We start from the raw sequence: 14,669 nt of genomic DNA, 5'->3' as shown, positions 1-14,669 counted from the left end.
GGACGTGCCAGGCTGGATCATCGGTGACCGCGGCTATGCCTCCGATGCCTTCCGCGAGCGGATCTGGAACATGGGCGCACGTCCTGCCATTCCACCCAAGCGCACGGACGCGCCGGTCGCCTGTCCCGCCTGGATCTACAACAACCGCTCTCGGGTGGAAAATCTCTGGGCACGCCTGAAAGAATGGCGCGCCGTCGCCACCCGCTACGAGAAGACTGCCAGATCCTTCCTCGGTATCCTCTGCCTCGCAGCCGCCGCTGACTGGATCAAGCTCTAACAGACCCTAGCGTCCGAACATGGGTCAACTCTCAGTGGCAACTTTACCCCAAACCGGGTCAGGTCTCAGTGGCAATCAACACTCAATCCTCTGCGCGATGCCAATGGTCGTCTCAAGAGCCCGCCCACCACGGTAATCGCCGCGTCCGCCGACGCCCCCGAAGTTCTCGAAGGTGCCGCGGAGTTCTGGGTTGGGACGCAGCCGGGCCTGGAGGGCGTCGGAGCGCGCTGCTTGCTGGGCCGCCCCGGCGCCGCGCAGCGCGGGCGACAGAGCAAGGGCGGCCTCGACGGCCTGCTTGGGGGAGATGATCGTGACCGACCCAGCAGGCGCGCGGGCATCCTGCCCGAATGCCATGGCCGGGATGGCGGCGAGAGACGCCACCAACCAGAAAGACTTGAGTCTCATGGAAGTACCTAGCGTTGCGGACCGCTTACGGACCGGTGGCAGGCCCCTTCAGGGCAGACGAACCGGTCGACGGAAGAGACGGGTCGCTAAGCGCGAGGTGGCTTTGTGGGGAATTCCAACACGCCCGACAGCAAAACACGCGTCGGTAATGGCGTGGGCATGATCTGGCGCCCGGCCTCATCTGCAAAGCCAGCGACGACCTCGGGCGACAGTGGGGCTACCTTGCTGCAAACGTGGTGCGCGGCATGGCAGGGGAGTGTGTCCGGCGCCATCGGCGGATCATCCGACCCGTCGTTCAATGCCAGGACCTCGACCTGACCGGCAAGGGAGGAACCCGCCTCCAAAGTCAGGTCAGCCGGGCAGCCCACCGGGCACATCGTCGTAAGAAGCATGAACACGCACAGCAGCGCCGCGATTCCGCGACGGCAGGCAACAATAACTGGCGATGTCAGCCCGGCATACATTTGGCCTGGAGCTCTACTGGATCCGGAATCGGTTGTCACGCATTGCAGCACGACCTGATGTAACTGCGCGGGTTGGTCAGAAAGAGCGGGCCTGCATGCCCGTCCCATATGGCGAAGTCTCGGCAGGGCAGTCCTATGAGAGCTGTGCGACGGCCGCCGGAGACGCAATATTCAGTACCTGCCATGGGCCGCTGAACCTAGGTCGGCCTGAGCATCGCGAATGATTGACCATGCTGATTGCAGGAAGAGGCCGGCAATAACGACCGCCACCACAAGGTCCGGCCAAGCTGTGCCGGTCCACCAGACGAGGCCCGCCGCAATCACCACGGCGAGGTTGCCGATGGCGTCGTTGCGGCTGAACAGCCAGACGGCCCGGACGTTCGCGTCGCCTTCCCGGTGCGGAATGAGCACCGCCGCGGCGACCATGTTGACCGCCAGGGCGATGGCGCCGAAGAGGCCCATCAGCTCGGCCTCGGGCTGGCTCAGCACCATCACCCGGTAGGCGGTGGTGGCGAGCACGCCCAAGCCGAGCACGGCAAGGAACAGCCCCTGGATGAGGGCGGAGCGGGCCCGCCAGGCGAGGCTCCAGCTGATGGCCAGAAGGCCGAGGAAGCTGATCAGGCCGTCGCCGAGGAAGTCGAGGGCATCCGCCTTCAACGCCTGGCTGCCGGAGATGAAGCCGCCGACCATCTCCACCAGCCCGTAGCCGACATTGAGGCCGACCACGATCCAGAGCGCCCGGCGGTAGGCGGGCGTGATGTGGGCGAGGTCCTTGGGCAGGTCGTCATCGTCGTCGCTCATCCGGTACTCCCGAGCCAAGAACGTACCGATGCATTTACGGGGTGCTGGATCTGAAATAGCGGACCTTGGCGGCGCCCATGGCCATCAAGATGTCGCTTCCTACGAGGCGGCGGGCGCCAATCGTAAATTGGAAGGACCTCAGCACCGCCACCCAGATGCGCGGCCCAAGATGACCGTGAGCTCAATGCCGGGATCGCTGGCCGCTTCCGAGTGGCCGTCCAAAGCCGCCCGATCATTCTGCGTCCATCGTCTTGGCAGCGGCCGTTCGAAAGCGGTCAATCGGTAGCTTCAGGTATGAGGTGCCATTCGCTTCGGGCTTCGGCAGATGTCCGCCGCGGAGGTTCACTTGCAATGCAAAGAGCATCATCGCTGGCAGAGGAAGCGTTCGATCACGCTCCTTCCGCAGCCGAACGAACCCGTCCTCTCCACCGCTGTCCCGTAGGTGAATGTTGGTTGCCCGCTGCTCCGCTACGGTGGACTCCCAACGCGGTTCGCGCCCGCCCGGACGATAATCGTGGCCGGTGAAAAGGCGTGTAGTCGGTGGCAACGCGAGGATGCTCTGGATGCTGCGGTACAAGGCCCGCGCGTCACCGCCAGGAAAGTCGGCTCGTGCCGTGCCCGCATCCGGCATGAAGAGGGTGTCATGCACAAATGCGGCGTCGCCAACGACGTAGGTGACCGAGGCCGCGGTATGGCCTGGGGAGAAAATCACCCTCACTTCCAAGGCGCCAAGATCGAAGCGGTGACTATCTGCAAACATATGGTCCCAGTAGGCGCGGCCACCGGCTTTGAGATCGGGGATGTTATAGATGTCCGACCAAATCGCCTGAACTGCGAGGGTATGTTCGCCAATACCTGTTGGCACGCCAAGGCGCTCGCGCAGGTAGGCAGCGGCAGAAAGGTGGTCAGCATGTGGGTGGGTGTCGAGCACCCATTCCGGGATCAGTCCGCGCTCCTGGATATAGTTGGCAATCTCGTCCGCTGGCTGGGTCACAAGGCTGCATGAATTGCGGTCGAAGCCCAACAAGGGGTCGATAACCGCGCATTTCCTTGTTTGCGGATCCGCCACGACGTAGGAGATGCTTCCGGTCTGATCGTCGTAAAAACCCTGTACGATCGGCTGAGACGGCATTCGGTTCTCCCTGTTCTTGCGCGCTCTCGCGGAAGCTGCGATGCCAGCCAACCTTGGAACACCGAGCACGATGTCTTTCGGCAGTCGGCCAAAGGTGCATCCGACAAGGGCAGATAAGCGCTGAACCCAGCCCTGCGGAGTGGCATCCTTTGTGGTGTGGCTGACAGCGCATTAGGCGCGCTTCTGAAAACCACTGCGTCGCTCATCCAATGCTCCCGAGCCATGGAAATAGCTGAAGCATCAGGATGGCGAAGTCGGTCAGGTGGCCGGTGATCATGGCCACCCCCATCGCCACCATGACGCCGCCCGCCACGAGCTGAAGCACCCGCCCGACACGCCGCAGCGTGCGGAACGGACCACGCAGGAAGGCGTCTGCAAAGGCGGCCACCAAGAGAAAGGGCACGCCGAGCCCGGCCGCGTAGGTGGCCAGGAGCACGATGCCGAGGTGGCTGATTTCGCTGGTTGCGGTCAGCGCCAGGATGGCACCGAGGACCGGGCCGATGCAGGGCGTCCAGCCGAAGGCGAAGGCCAGCCCGAGTACGTAGGCCGACAGCGGCGTGCCGCCGCTGAATGTCGGCATAAACCGAAGGTCCCGCTGCAACGGCATCAGCCGCAGGACGCCTGCGGTCATGAGGCCGAACAGGATAACCACCACCCCGCCCACAATCCCCGCCTCGTAGCGGTAGCGCAGCAGGGCTTGGCTGAGAGCCGAGGCCCCCGCGCCCATCGCCACGAACACGGTCGCGAAGCCCAACACGAAGCAGAGGCCGAGGCCGACCGTCGCGAGGCGGCCGGGCGCCCTCTGTTCGGCGGCGACCGAGCGACCCGCAACGTAGGAGACATAGCCAGGCACCAGGGGCAACACGCAGGGCGATAGGAAGGAAACCATCCCCGCCATGAAGGCGGTCAGGAGGCCCGACATTTGCAGGAGAGAGTTCACGGCTCTGCTCTCAGGACCGGGTCACGAGTCCCAGCGCCCGTCGCTTCGTTCTTCCCGCCGACCAAGAGCAGCATGGCGACGCCCACAAAGATGGCACTGTCAGCAAGGTTGAAGGCGGGCCAGTGATACCCGGCCGCGTGAAAGTCGAGGAAGTCCGTCACGGCGCCGTGCCGCAGGCGGTCCACGACGTTGCCCAGCGCACCCCCGCCGATGAACCCGACCGACGCAGCCATCCAAGGACGCCCGTCGCGTGCCATCCAGACAATCAAGCCAGCGACGACGGACAGGGCCAGGGACGACAGAAGCCACGGCAGGGCGGGATGGTCCGCTGACAGCAGGCCGAAGCTGACGCCCCGGTTCCAGCCCAGCGTCAGGTTGAAGAAGGACGAAACCGGAATGAGCCGGGGCGGGTCCATGAGCTCGGTCAGCACCCACCATTTCGTGCCTTGGTCCAAGACCAGCGCGAGCAGGGCCGTGGCCACACCCCAAACCCAAGCAGGGCGCGTTCCGGATGGCCGCTGAGCTTCCGCTTCAGGTTCGCCCTCAGCCACGCGCTACCCCTCCCTGGAACCGGTACCCGAGCAGCCGAAGGGCGTTCAGCGTCACCAGCACCGTGGCCCCGGTATCGGCCAGGACGGCGGGCCAGAGACCGGTCACCCCGACCACCGTCGTCACCAGGAAGACCGCCTTCAGGCCGAGGGCGATCGCGACGTTCTGGTGGATGTTAGCCAGCGTCGCGCGCGACAGGCCGATCAGGGCGGCGACGTCCACGACGCGGCTGTTCAGCAGCGCAGCGTCCGCGGTCTCCAGGGCGACGTCGGTCCCGCCGCCCATGGCGATGCCGACCGAGGCGGCGGCCAGCGCAGGCGCGTCGTTGATGCCATCGCCAACCATGGCGACGGGCGCCTTCGCCTTGAGGGCGCCGATCTCGCGCAGCTTGTCCTCGGGTAGCAGCCCCGCCTGCACCTTGAGGCCGAGCGCTCCGGCAATAGCTTGCCCCGTGCGGATGTTGTCGCCGGTCAGCATGACGGTTTCGACGCCCAGGGCATCAAGGGCCCGGATGCCCGCGGCGGCGTCCGCCCGCGGCTGGTCACGCACCGCGATGAGGCCAGTGGCCGCGCCGTCCACGGAGACGACCACCACGGTTTTTCCTTGCTGCTCCCAATCCGCAATGACCCGGTCCGCGTCCCCCGGCAGCGGCGCCTGCTTCGTGGCATAGGAGGGCGAGCCGACAGTCACGCGCTTGCCGGTGACGACGGCCTCCACGGCCATGCCCGGGATAGCCCGGGCATCCTTGGCCGGGCGCAGTGGGATATCGTCTGCCTCCGCCCGCTCCAGGATGGCGCGGCCGAGGGGATGACTGGACCCGTTCTCCACGGCGGCGGCGAGGCCGAGCATGGTCCGCTCCGAGCCGGAGAGGGCGAGGACGTCGGTGACGCGCGGGCGCCCCTCGGTCAAGGTGCCGGTCTTGTCGAAAGCGACAGTGCGGATCCGGCCGATGGCCTCCAGGGCACCGCCGCCCTTGACCAGCAGGCCGCGCCGCGTGCCGACCGCCAAGCCGGAGGCGATGGCTGCAGGCGTCGAAAGGACGAGGGCGCAGGGGCAGGCGACCAGCAGCAGCGCCAGACCGCGGTAGATCCAGGTGCCCCAGTCCGCGCCAAGCAAAAGCGGCGGCGCGACAGCCACCAGGGCCGCGACGGCGACTGCGATCGGCGTGTAGATGGCTGAGAAGCGCTCGATGAAGCGGGCGGTAGGCGCCTTGGCGTCCTGCGCCTCCTCCACCAGCCGGATGATGCGGGCGATGGTGTTGTCCGAGGCTGGCTTCGTCACCCGGACCTGCAGTGCGCCGGAGACGTTGATGCTGCCCGCGAAGACCGAGGCGCCCTCGGCCTTGGCCACCGGCACGGACTCCCCGGTCACCGGGCTCTCGTCGACCTCGGACTCCCCCTCGGCCACCTCGCCGTCGGCTGAGACGCGATCACCTGGGCGGACAAGGACGAGGTCGCCGACCTTCAGACTGGCGGCCGGCACTTCGCGCGCCGTTCCGTTCTCGATCAGCAGGGCGGTTCGCGGCACCAGGGCGCCGAGCGCCTCGATGCCCGACCGCGCCCGGTTGGCGGCGACGCCCTCCAGCAGTTCACCAATGGTGAACAGGACGACGACGGTGGCCGCCTCGGAGGTCGCGCCAATGAGGATTGCCCCGACCGTTGCGATCGACATCAGCATTTCAATGCTGAAGGGTGACCCAGCGCGCGCGGCGGCGATGGCCTTCCTACCGAAAAAGGCGAGGCCAAGCAGGGCGGCGGGCAAGTAGGCCAAATGGTCCAGCGAGGGGACGGCGAGGGTAACCGCAAACCCAGCAACCGTCAGGACGCCGATCGTAGCGGCCAGACGGGCCTTGGCGCCCTTCCACCAGGGTTGGCGACTGCGGCCGCGCCCCTCGTCTGCAACGTCTGTGGCGGGCTCGCCGGCGACCACCCCCGGCGCTTCGACCGGGGCAACGCCGTAGCCGAGCCTGCGGATCTGCTCCTCGACAGCCGTGCGCGGCGTGGCCGCCTCATCCAGCCGAAAGGTCAGAACCTGGGCGTGGTAGTTGACGCGGATGTCCTCAGCGCCTCCGAGGCGCCCGACAGCGGTCTCGATCTTTCCGGCACAGGACGGGCAGTCCATGCCCTCGACCCGGTAGCGCAGGGTGGATGGCGTTCTGGCGCCCGCGTCCTTGACTTCCATATCAGCCATCACCGCCACCTTCCCCGTCTGGGATGGATCCCCGTGGCTTGCGACGGGGCACCTCGGCTCCTTACATGGACCCTGTAGTCACTACAGGGTCAAGGGAATGGCCGCGGAAAACTCGCTGAACATTGGTGCCCTGGCCAAAGCCACGGGCACGAAGGTGGAGACGATCCGCTGGTATGAGCGGGTTGGGCTGCTTCCGGCACCCGCGCGCAGTGCTGGGAACTATCGCACCTATGCGGAGGCCCATCTCGGCCGTCTAAGCTTCATCCGGCGTGCCCGGGATCTCGGCTTCTCGCTGGATCAGATCCGTGCCCTTCTCGACCTTGCAGAGGATCGAGACCGTTCCTGCGATGCCGTAGACCTTATCGCTCGCGAGCACCTGGATGAGGTGGACCGGAAGATTGCTGACCTCCAGGCCCTGCGCCAGGAATTGGACGCCCTCATCAGCCAATGCCGCCACGGCAGCGTGTCAGAGTGCCGCATTATTGAGGCGCTCGCCCCTAGCGCTGGCTGAACCTTCAACGAGGCTCCGTGAGGGTGACCATGTTTGCTGGCCTGACTAGCGCTTCCTAAATCGGCCGCATAGCCGAATGGTTGAAGGCGGGCCCGCTTGACCTTCCCACATCGGGAAAGCGCTGGATACTCCGGACTGGGCGATTTCGCTCCCTACAGTACATGCTCGCGCATCAGCATTCGGCATGACACAGGAGGCTACTCTGACGACTTCAAGGCTGCGGATGGAAGGCGTGAACTGGATCGGGGTAGCCACCCTTTACCGGCGCGAGGTCCAGCGCTTCCTTGCTGTGGCCGCGCAGACGGTCGGCGGCCCAGTGGTTAGCGCGCTGCTCTTCCTGACAGTCTTCGGTGTCGCGCTCGGCCGCCACGCTCCGGCACTGGGCGGCGTGTCGTACCTCGTCTTCATCGCCCCGGGCCTCGTGATGATGGCGGTCCTCCAAAATGCCTTCGCCAACACCTCCTCGTCCCTCCTCGTCGCCAAGGTCCAGGGCAACATCGTCGACCTGCTCCTTGCTCCGCTCGGGCCGGGAGAGTTCCTGGCCGGACTGGCACTCGGAGGCGTCACACGCGGCCTCGTGGTCGGCATGCTGACCGTCCTCGCCGCCGCGCTCTTCGTGTCACTGCCGCTCGCGAACCCGGTCCTCTGCCTGTTCTACGCCGTCGGCGGCGCCCTGGCGTTCTCGCTACTCGGCGTCGTGGGCGGGCTCTGGGCGCAGAAGATGGACCACCAGGCGGCCGTCACAAACTTCGTTATTGCGCCGTTAACGCTGCTCTCGGGTACCTTCTACGCCGTCAGCACCCTGCCCGAGCCGTTTCGCTCCATCGCCTACCTTGACCCCGTCTTCTACCTTGTGAACGGCTTTCGGTACGGCATCACGGGTCACTCGGAGGCACCCCCCCTCGTGGGGATCCTTGTGGTCCTCGTTGTCAACATTCTCCTTGGTATTCTCTGCCACCGACTGCTCGCCTCCGGCTGGCGCCTTCGGCAGTGAATACCCGGATGGAGCCAAGTCGCATGAGCGACATCGCACCGCCGGAAGCCCTGCATCCGAGCCGACCTCTAGTCATGGCGGAGGTCGATGAACCCACGGCCGCGATCGAGGTAAACGGTCTCGAGAAGGTCTATCCGGGAGCAGGAGGCCGGGCGGCCAAGCACGCCCTCAAGAGGGTGAGCCTAACCATCCCCCGCGGCAGCATCTTCGGTCTGCTCGGGCCGAACGGTGCCGGAAAGTCGACCCTCATCAACATCATCGCTGGGCTGGTGCGAAAATCAGGCGGGACGGCGCGAGTCTGGGGCGTTGACATCGACGAGCAGCCCCGGACGGCCCGCGCCGCCATCGGCGTTGTCCCGCAGGAGCTCACGCTCGATCCCTACTTCCCGGCGCGGGCTGCCCTCGAGCTGCAAGCGGGGCTGTTCGGCATTCCCAAGGCCGCTCGGCGCACCGACGAATTGCTCGAGGTCCTTGGCCTGGCCGACAAGGCGACGGCGCCCGCCCGCAGCCTGTCCGGGGGCATGCGGCGGCGCCTCATGATTGGAAAGGCGCTGGTCCATAACCCGCCGGTCCTCGTCCTCGACGAGCCGACAGCCGGTGTCGACGTCGCGCTGCGACAGCAGCTCTGGGAGTACGCCCGGCTGCTCAACCGCCGCGGCACCACGATCCTCCTGACGACGCACTACCTCCAGGAAGCCGAAGCGCTCTGCGACCGCATCGCCATTCTGGCCGATGGGCAGATCGTTGCGAACGACACGACCGACGCCTTGCTTCGTGGGGTGGAGGATCAGGAGCTGCTCGTCGACGTTGCCGCACCTCTTTCTGCCATACCGAACGAGCTGCGCGCGCTGGGGGCAATGCTGGCCACACCGCAGTGCTTGGTGTTCCGCTACGCGCAAGGAAGCGAGGTTGTGGACCGGGTCCTCGGCGAGGCGCGCTCGGCTGGCCTCCGGATCACTGGCGTGACAACGCGGCAGCCCGACCTCGAGGAGGTTTTCCTCAGGCTTGTTCGTGGCGTTAAGTGACGGCCTTCCCCCGGTGATCAGTCAGGAGAACGGACCGCCGATCGCCAGGGCGGCTGGTCCTGCGGGCACGTGCCTCCGGCCGAGAGGACCATCGGTAACAGCCACCCACAAGCGATGACGAGAAGCAGAAACCCGAAGGAGCACTGGCGACCACAGGAGACTGCCTCAGAACCTCGCCTGGCCGCTGCGGCCCGCGGGCGCCTTGAAGTGCGAGGTGAGCGCCGTCCCCCGCGCCACCAGGGTCCACGCCGTTCCGGTTAGCACGTTCTCGGCACTCCGCGTGAGCTGGACGACTTGGCGCGCCTGACCCGTCCCCACTAGGGCACGGGCTTTCCGCCCCCGTCGTAAAGGTGGACAGGGAGCGTGCGCTCGGCTGTTAGCAGTTCGGCGTGAACCCATCGACGCCCTGCACGCGCCCGCTATGGAGAACCTGCCCCAGCTTCGCTGCGGCAGGTCCGCTCACGCAAGTTGCAATCTAGCTCGGGTCAGCGACCAAGCTGCGACGGGTCCTGAGTGCCGGGCGTACCCGCCTGCGGATTATCGGGACCGTGCGGGTGCGGGGTGGTCGGGTGAGGAGCGGCTTCGAAGGCTGAGCGGCCGGGGACTCCGGCGCCCTGATCGATGGTTACTCCGCTCGGCGCGCGCGGCGTAGGCGCCGTGCTTACCCCACTTTGCGCGCTCATTGTCGGAGCCGTGCTCACGCCGCTTTGTGCGCTCGTTGCTGGCGCAGCGCTCACGCTGCCGGTCTCATGTGCGATGGCGGCACCGGACGCCAGGATTATGGACAAAGCGAGGACTGTGAAGGTTTTCATGTGCTGGACTCCTGTTCCTGTGTGATGAAGCGGGGAGGTTTCGCTTAGCTTGGTGGGCTGCGATTTGGCCCCGTTGTGTAGGATTTCCGACCCCAGCAGCTCCGGACTTTCGGTGCGGACGAGCATTAGATCCTCCATCCTTGCGCAGTCAGCGATGCCGACTGACACAGCCAAGATGGAGGACGCGCATTGCAGCCGGCTTGCCAGAGCGCGACAAGATATTTCAACGAGATGAAGAAGCCCCTAAACGGCCTCGCACCGGCTCACCCCGGCATTCCTCAAAGAGTTACCTAAAGAATGCCGGGGTGGCTTATCAGGCAATTGCCCCTGAGTTGTCCGGGAAGATGTACCAGGACCCGATGTCACTCACCCCATCGACGAACTGTGGCGCGTCGCCAAACATGAAGTCGCTCTGCCTCAGATCAGCCAGTGGCACCCCGACCAGCATAATGGATCCGTCCGATCCACCGACGCCATCAACGTCCCAGCTCACAAGAGCACCACGGTCGGTATCCTGGACCATCACGTCGTCTGCCCGAATGCCCACGAAGGCGATGTGGTCGAACGCGCCCTGAGCGTCCCCTGTGGCAAGGAAGTCCAGCACCTCGTCATTTCCGCTATCGTGCGATACGATGAAGGCATCGGCGCCCGCACCGCCGACGAGGGTATCGTCGCCCATGCCGCCTTCGAGCATGCCGTGAGCCACCCCCTCATCGAGGTAGTCGTTCCCAGCGCCGCCCATCAGTTCGTCGGACTCATTGCCGCCCGCCATCTGGTCATCTCCGGTGCCGCCGACGACGCGGTCCCGACCGTCACCACCATCCAGCGTATCGTTGCCGTCATCGCCCTGTACGTGGTCGTCACCTCCCAATGCCGAAATGTCGTCGTTACCCCCGAGGCCGAAGACGCTGTCCGATAGCCCCGTCCCGCTGAGCACGTCGTCAGAACCAGTGCCTCGTGTCACCGCGTACTCGTCGAAGTCGAAGGTCAGCGTACGGGATGAGAAAAAGATGTCGGCAAAGAAGTCGAATAATCTGCCGGTCTCCTCATCACCGGCGACTTCCGGGCCCGCCACGCTCGGGGTCGCCCGCTCAGCGGTCGGTCCGTCGGGGATCCGCGCGGCAGGAAGAGGCAGATCCGGCGAGTCCGCGAACATAAAGTCGTCCTGCGCGAGATCGGACTTGATCACCCCTTCCAGCAGGACAGAGCCACCCTCCCAGCTCACCCGCACACCATCGGTCGTGTCGTCGAAGGACAGGTTCTCCCATCGCAGGTCGCCCATGATCGCAAGATGGTCGAACATCCCTGGACCCGGGGTGAAGTCCTTTATTACGTCGTTGCCGCTCATCGGACTGACCATGAAGGCATCGGGTCCCCCGCCGCCGACCAGGGTGTCGTCGCCTTCCTCTCCATCAACGGTGCTGTGGCCTTCGCCCTCGTCGAGGTAGTCGTCGCCGGGTCCGCCGCGCACGACGTCAGCGCCGGGCCCTCCGTACAGGGTGTCATTCCCGGCACCGCCCTCGACCTCGTCGGCGCCCATGCCTGCCGAGATGAGGTCCGCGCCCTTATCTCCATGAAGCACATCATCCCGCTCACCGCCGCCCAAGCGGTCGCTACCGCCCAAACCCCAGGAATAGTTGATACCGCTGCTGGCTCCAATCTCGTCGCCCGCGCGCCCCCCCACAGCGAGATCGTAAAACGTGTCATCGCTGTGGAAGTCGAGATGCAGCCCACCACTTACGCGCCGTTCGGCCTCTGCGGCGAAGTCTCCCAGGAAGGACAGGAAGGAAACGGCGCTAGAATTCAGGTTCGCAAAGCGCATAATGACCTCCGTGAAGGATAATGTTCGCCCGTTAGCTCAGGAGGCTGGGTACTCCCCCCTCCAGCGTGGCAGTCGATCCGCTCTGTATGTGCCCTCGAGGCTCGTTTCTTGCCGAAATCTGGACCTCGGGCGGTCACCGTCGAGGGAGACAGGGCACTTCCAGCACACCCCGCGCGCATCCATGCGGCGGACTCAACCGCAACTCTGGGCACGTTCCATGCGGGTGGCCGGGCGCTGCTCATCACGCAATGCTGCGAGCCGCCTCCTGGCACGCCTGCGCGCAGCGGGCGCAGGACTCAGCGCAGATTCGGCAGTGCTCATGGTGGCTGGCGTGGCGCGCGCATTCCTCACCGCAGAGGCGGCAGGCCATTTCACAAGAAATCAGCATCTGCTTGATCAGCTGCTCGTTTGAACCCGTTCGCCGCGTCGCGATGGATCCGGTCGCCGCGCAAACGTCGGCGCAGTCCAGGTTGAGACGGATGCACTGGGTCAGCTGCTCAAGCATTTTTTCGCCGAGGCAGGCATCGGCACAGGAGGTGCATGTTTGAGCGCACGAGTAACATTCCTCGATACAGAGGATAAGTGCGTCGTTCGTATTGCCTTTTACATCTGGGTGCGTACTGACAATGGCTTTTGCGTGCATATGCCTGTCTCCTGAACTCAGCGTGGCTACGAGGGCCGAACAACGCGCGGCACAAAGCAAATTAAGTCGCGGCTTGCCCAGCCCAGCGCTAAACAGCCCTCCGGTGTTGAGGTTTTGCCTGCAGAGATGGGGATGTTGTGTCTCTGCGGTCCGAATGACATCAAAATATGCTGCGCCTTCGCCTACTTGGCTGAAGCGACAAGCAATTTCGGATGATCAACTCGGGATGCCCCGGCGCGCTGAAACAAGATGATGTAAAGCGAAGTCCAGGATCGGTCTTGTTCGAGAGGGTCGCTGGCGCCTGTAGCTGGGCTGCATCCCGGACCCGAAGGCTCTCCTACAAGCTCATTTGAACTCTTGTCTCATCGTCGGGGCCGCACTGCTGCAAGGGACTGCTAATGGCTACAACGCCCTGACCGGCGCCAAGGTGAAGCTCGGCAGGTAGGAGGAGTACCTGGCCATACGGGAAGAAAGTTTTTCCTGAACGTCACTCACGCAGGCTGCTGTGGAATGACCTGAGTGCTGTCGGCGACCTCCTGTTCGGCGCCAGCAGCGGCCGGTACGCGGCGCCCCCGTGGGGACGACGCGGGGGGGGCGGGCCGCGTGGAAGGCGGACCTCGCCCGCGTGTGGGACGAGAGCGCTAAAGCGGCGAGGGCACTGGCTGAGGCGCAGATGGAAAATGAAACGCACACCGCCGTCCAGGGCTGGTTGCGCGATCTCGGTAGATTGCTGGGGTACGATGTCTGGTTCGCCGCGAACGACCGCAACCGACCGCTAGGCGTTGGCTAGATGGGGCACTGCTGCCTGGGCGACCTCCCGCCTGCGATCGGACTTGCCCCAGACGCAGATGCCGTCCGTCTCATCGACGTCCTCTTGCTGACAAAGAAGACGGGGCGGATCGTCGCCGGCTATGAGGTGGAGCACACGCCGTCGATCTGTTCAGAGATCGTGCCCTAGCTCAAGCCGGTCTGAGTGGTGAGGGCGGCAACCACCCCGGCCCCGTACTCAGTGCCGTGCCCAAACCCGATCACCACCCGCCGCTCCGAACAGTACGACCTCATAGGGCGTGCCCGGGATGTCCATACCCGGCGACGAGGGCGGCATACCGGGCGCCGCGAGTCCCTTGGCCCGGGGGCGCTCCGCGAGCAGGCGGCGGACGTCGGCCGCCGGGACGTGCCCTTCGATCACGTAGCCGCCGACTGTGGCCGTATGGCAGGACTGGAGAGCGTCCGGCACTCCCTTGGCGGCCTTGACCGCCTGGAGATTAGCAACGTCTTGCACGCTGGCATCGAAACCGGCTGCCTGCATGTGCTTGACCCAGCCCTCGCAGCAGCCGCAGCTCGGATCCTTCCAGACTTCCACCCGTGTGGCTTGCGCCGCGTGGGTAAGGCCGACCGGCATTACCGCAGCGGCAAGTCCTAGGCGAAGGATGGACCGCCTTCTCGTCCAATCAGATTGGGCCTTTTGGCTCATCGCATAACTCCCTGAACTGCCCGCTGTGTCCCAGTGCGGGGCGCTTGGCGGCCTGCCTTCAGCTTTGAAGCCGACACACTCGGCAAGGTGGTGAAGTCCTGTGCTCCCTCGGCCATCTCGTCCAAGATGGGGCACTCGGGCCGATGGTCGCCGTGGCAAGCCTCGGCCATGTTCTCGAGGGCCTCGCACATCTGAGTCCACTCGGCGATCTTCGCTCTGAGCTCGGCCGCATGCTCAGTCGCGATTCGCTTTACGTCCGCGCTTGCCCGGTCCTCATCCTGCCACAGCCCGATCAGCAGCTTGATGCGGTCGAGCGGGAGGCCGAGGTCCCGCGCCCTCTTCACGAAGCGCAACGTCCTGACGTCGCTTTCCGAGTAGACCCGATACCCCGCCTCCGTCCGGACCGCCTTTGCGAGGAGGCCGACGTTCTCATAATACCGGAGCATCTTCGCTGAGACACCGGACGCCTGCGCTGCCTGGCCGATATTCATGTCCACCCTCCGTCCCGAAACTCTCAGGGTCTGGTGCTCCCTTCGAAATGGGGCTTCCCATCGTGGGAAGGTCAAGGGCAAAGTGACATGTGGTCGGGCGAATAGCACTTGACCTTCCCACGATGGGAAGCCCCATGTT

Annotated in this window: 15 protein-coding genes; 4 read left to right on the top strand and 11 right to left on the bottom strand. The window is 65.2% G+C overall.

Annotation, left to right across the window (positions count from 1 at the left end; all coding sequences use genetic code 11):
- The coding region (locus tag CR165_RS21690; RefSeq protein WP_146201992.1) for a transposase at positions 1-277 on the top strand (277 nt) is incomplete at its 5' end.
- Positions 278-352: 75 nt separating this feature from the next.
- Here the strand turns inward: CR165_RS21690 and CR165_RS21685 are convergent.
- From CR165_RS21685 to CR165_RS21660, 7 genes are all read right to left on the bottom strand, one after another.
- Positions 353-682: a hypothetical protein gene (locus tag CR165_RS21685; protein ID WP_146201991.1), complete on the bottom strand. Its 330-nt coding sequence runs from the start codon at positions 680-682 to the stop codon at positions 353-355.
- Between the two features lie 86 nt (positions 683-768).
- Positions 769-1,146 carry a hypothetical protein gene (locus CR165_RS25465; protein WP_146201990.1) on the bottom strand — a complete coding sequence of 126 codons (378 nt, stop codon included), beginning with the start codon at positions 1,144-1,146 and terminating at the stop codon, positions 769-771.
- A 171-nt stretch (positions 1,147-1,317) separates the two neighbouring features.
- Positions 1,318-1,947: a cation diffusion facilitator family transporter gene (locus CR165_RS21680; protein WP_109519001.1), complete on the bottom strand. Its 630-nt coding sequence runs from the start codon at positions 1,945-1,947 to the stop codon at positions 1,318-1,320.
- 232 nt (positions 1,948-2,179) lie between these two features.
- The gene (locus tag CR165_RS21675; protein ID WP_109519000.1) at positions 2,180-3,079 is read right to left on the bottom strand and encodes an MBL fold metallo-hydrolase; all 900 of its coding nucleotides are present in this window, start codon (positions 3,077-3,079) and stop codon (positions 2,180-2,182) included.
- A gap of 202 nt (positions 3,080-3,281) precedes the next feature.
- Positions 3,282-4,019, bottom strand: a complete 738-nt coding sequence (locus CR165_RS21670; protein WP_456316329.1) for a cytochrome c biogenesis CcdA family protein — start codon at positions 4,017-4,019, stop codon at positions 3,282-3,284.
- Complete coding sequence (gene lspA, locus CR165_RS21665) at positions 4,016-4,501, bottom strand: signal peptidase II (RefSeq protein WP_181378285.1); 486 nt, start codon at positions 4,499-4,501, stop codon at positions 4,016-4,018. The genes CR165_RS21670 and lspA overlap by 4 nt, the downstream gene beginning before the upstream one ends.
- A 61-nt stretch (positions 4,502-4,562) precedes the next feature.
- Positions 4,563-6,749 (bottom strand): heavy metal translocating P-type ATPase, encoded by a 2,187-nt coding sequence (locus CR165_RS21660; RefSeq protein ID WP_245906676.1) that lies wholly within the window; start codon positions 6,747-6,749, stop codon positions 4,563-4,565.
- A 106-nt stretch (positions 6,750-6,855) separates the two neighbouring features.
- Here CR165_RS21660 and CR165_RS21655 point away from each other — a divergent pair, with 106 nt between their 5' ends.
- The 3 genes from CR165_RS21655 to CR165_RS21645 all read left to right on the top strand — a co-directional run bounded on the left by CR165_RS21655 (position 6,856) and on the right by CR165_RS21645 (position 9,288).
- The gene (locus CR165_RS21655; RefSeq protein ID WP_109518997.1) at positions 6,856-7,269 is read left to right on the top strand and encodes a MerR family transcriptional regulator; all 414 of its coding nucleotides are present in this window, start codon (positions 6,856-6,858) and stop codon (positions 7,267-7,269) included.
- A gap of 232 nt (positions 7,270-7,501) precedes the next feature.
- Positions 7,502-8,263: an ABC transporter permease gene (locus CR165_RS21650; RefSeq protein WP_456316328.1), complete on the top strand. Its 762-nt coding sequence runs from the start codon at positions 7,502-7,504 to the stop codon at positions 8,261-8,263.
- 23 nt (positions 8,264-8,286) lie between these two features.
- A complete protein-coding gene (locus CR165_RS21645) occupies positions 8,287-9,288 on the top strand; it encodes an ABC transporter ATP-binding protein (protein ID WP_367604291.1) in 1,002 nt (333 codons plus the stop codon).
- A 1,125-nt stretch (positions 9,289-10,413) separates the two neighbouring features.
- Here CR165_RS21645 and CR165_RS21640 read toward each other — a convergent pair.
- The 4 genes from CR165_RS21640 to cueR all read right to left on the bottom strand — a co-directional run bounded on the left by CR165_RS21640 (position 10,414) and on the right by cueR (position 14,530).
- On the bottom strand, positions 10,414-11,922 hold the full coding sequence (locus tag CR165_RS21640) for a calcium-binding protein (RefSeq protein ID WP_109518994.1): 1,509 nt from the start codon (positions 11,920-11,922) through the stop codon (positions 10,414-10,416).
- A 241-nt stretch (positions 11,923-12,163) separates the two neighbouring features.
- Positions 12,164-12,565 carry a four-helix bundle copper-binding protein gene (locus CR165_RS21635; RefSeq protein ID WP_109518993.1) on the bottom strand — a complete coding sequence of 134 codons (402 nt, stop codon included), beginning with the start codon at positions 12,563-12,565 and terminating at the stop codon, positions 12,164-12,166.
- 1,006 nt (positions 12,566-13,571) lie between these two features.
- Positions 13,572-13,967, bottom strand: coding sequence for a DUF411 domain-containing protein (locus CR165_RS21630; protein ID WP_109518992.1), 396 nt, complete (start codon positions 13,965-13,967; stop codon positions 13,572-13,574).
- A gap of 68 nt (positions 13,968-14,035) precedes the next feature.
- Positions 14,036-14,530 (bottom strand): Cu(I)-responsive transcriptional regulator, encoded by a 495-nt coding sequence (cueR, locus tag CR165_RS21625; protein ID WP_109518991.1) that lies wholly within the window; start codon positions 14,528-14,530, stop codon positions 14,036-14,038.
- Between the last annotated feature and the right edge of the window lie 139 nt (positions 14,531-14,669).

Origin of the sequence: Teichococcus aestuarii (assembly GCF_003116135.1) — a bacterium.
GTDB classification, from domain to species: Bacteria; Pseudomonadota; Alphaproteobacteria; order Acetobacterales; family Acetobacteraceae; genus Pseudoroseomonas; species Pseudoroseomonas aestuarii.
Note: the sequence above shows the minus strand (reverse complement) of the source record. Positions and strands in the feature narration are given on the sequence as shown.

Coding starts and splice junctions, on each gene's coding strand:
- CR165_RS21685 (WP_146201991.1), bottom strand. CDS start 682: ATGAGACTCAAGTCTTTCTGGTTGGTGGCGTCTCTCGCCGCCATCCCG.
- CR165_RS25465 (WP_146201990.1), bottom strand. CDS start 1,146: ATGTATGCCGGGCTGACATCGCCAGTTATTGTTGCCTGCCGTCGCGGA.
- cueR (WP_109518991.1), bottom strand. CDS start 14,530: ATGAATATCGGCCAGGCAGCGCAGGCGTCCGGTGTCTCAGCGAAGATG.
- CR165_RS21655 (WP_109518997.1), top strand. CDS start 6,856: ATGGCCGCGGAAAACTCGCTGAACATTGGTGCCCTGGCCAAAGCCACG.
- CR165_RS21660 (WP_245906676.1), bottom strand. CDS start 6,749: ATGGAAGTCAAGGACGCGGGCGCCAGAACGCCATCCACCCTGCGCTAC.
- CR165_RS21630 (WP_109518992.1), bottom strand. CDS start 13,967: ATGCCGGTCGGCCTTACCCACGCGGCGCAAGCCACACGGGTGGAAGTC.
- CR165_RS21640 (WP_109518994.1), bottom strand. CDS start 11,922: ATGCGCTTTGCGAACCTGAATTCTAGCGCCGTTTCCTTCCTGTCCTTC.
- CR165_RS21635 (WP_109518993.1), bottom strand. CDS start 12,565: ATGCACGCAAAAGCCATTGTCAGTACGCACCCAGATGTAAAAGGCAAT.
- CR165_RS21680 (WP_109519001.1), bottom strand. CDS start 1,947: ATGAGCGACGACGATGACGACCTGCCCAAGGACCTCGCCCACATCACG.
- CR165_RS21675 (WP_109519000.1), bottom strand. CDS start 3,079: ATGCCGTCTCAGCCGATCGTACAGGGTTTTTACGACGATCAGACCGGA.
- CR165_RS21645 (WP_367604291.1), top strand. CDS start 8,287: ATGAGCGACATCGCACCGCCGGAAGCCCTGCATCCGAGCCGACCTCTA.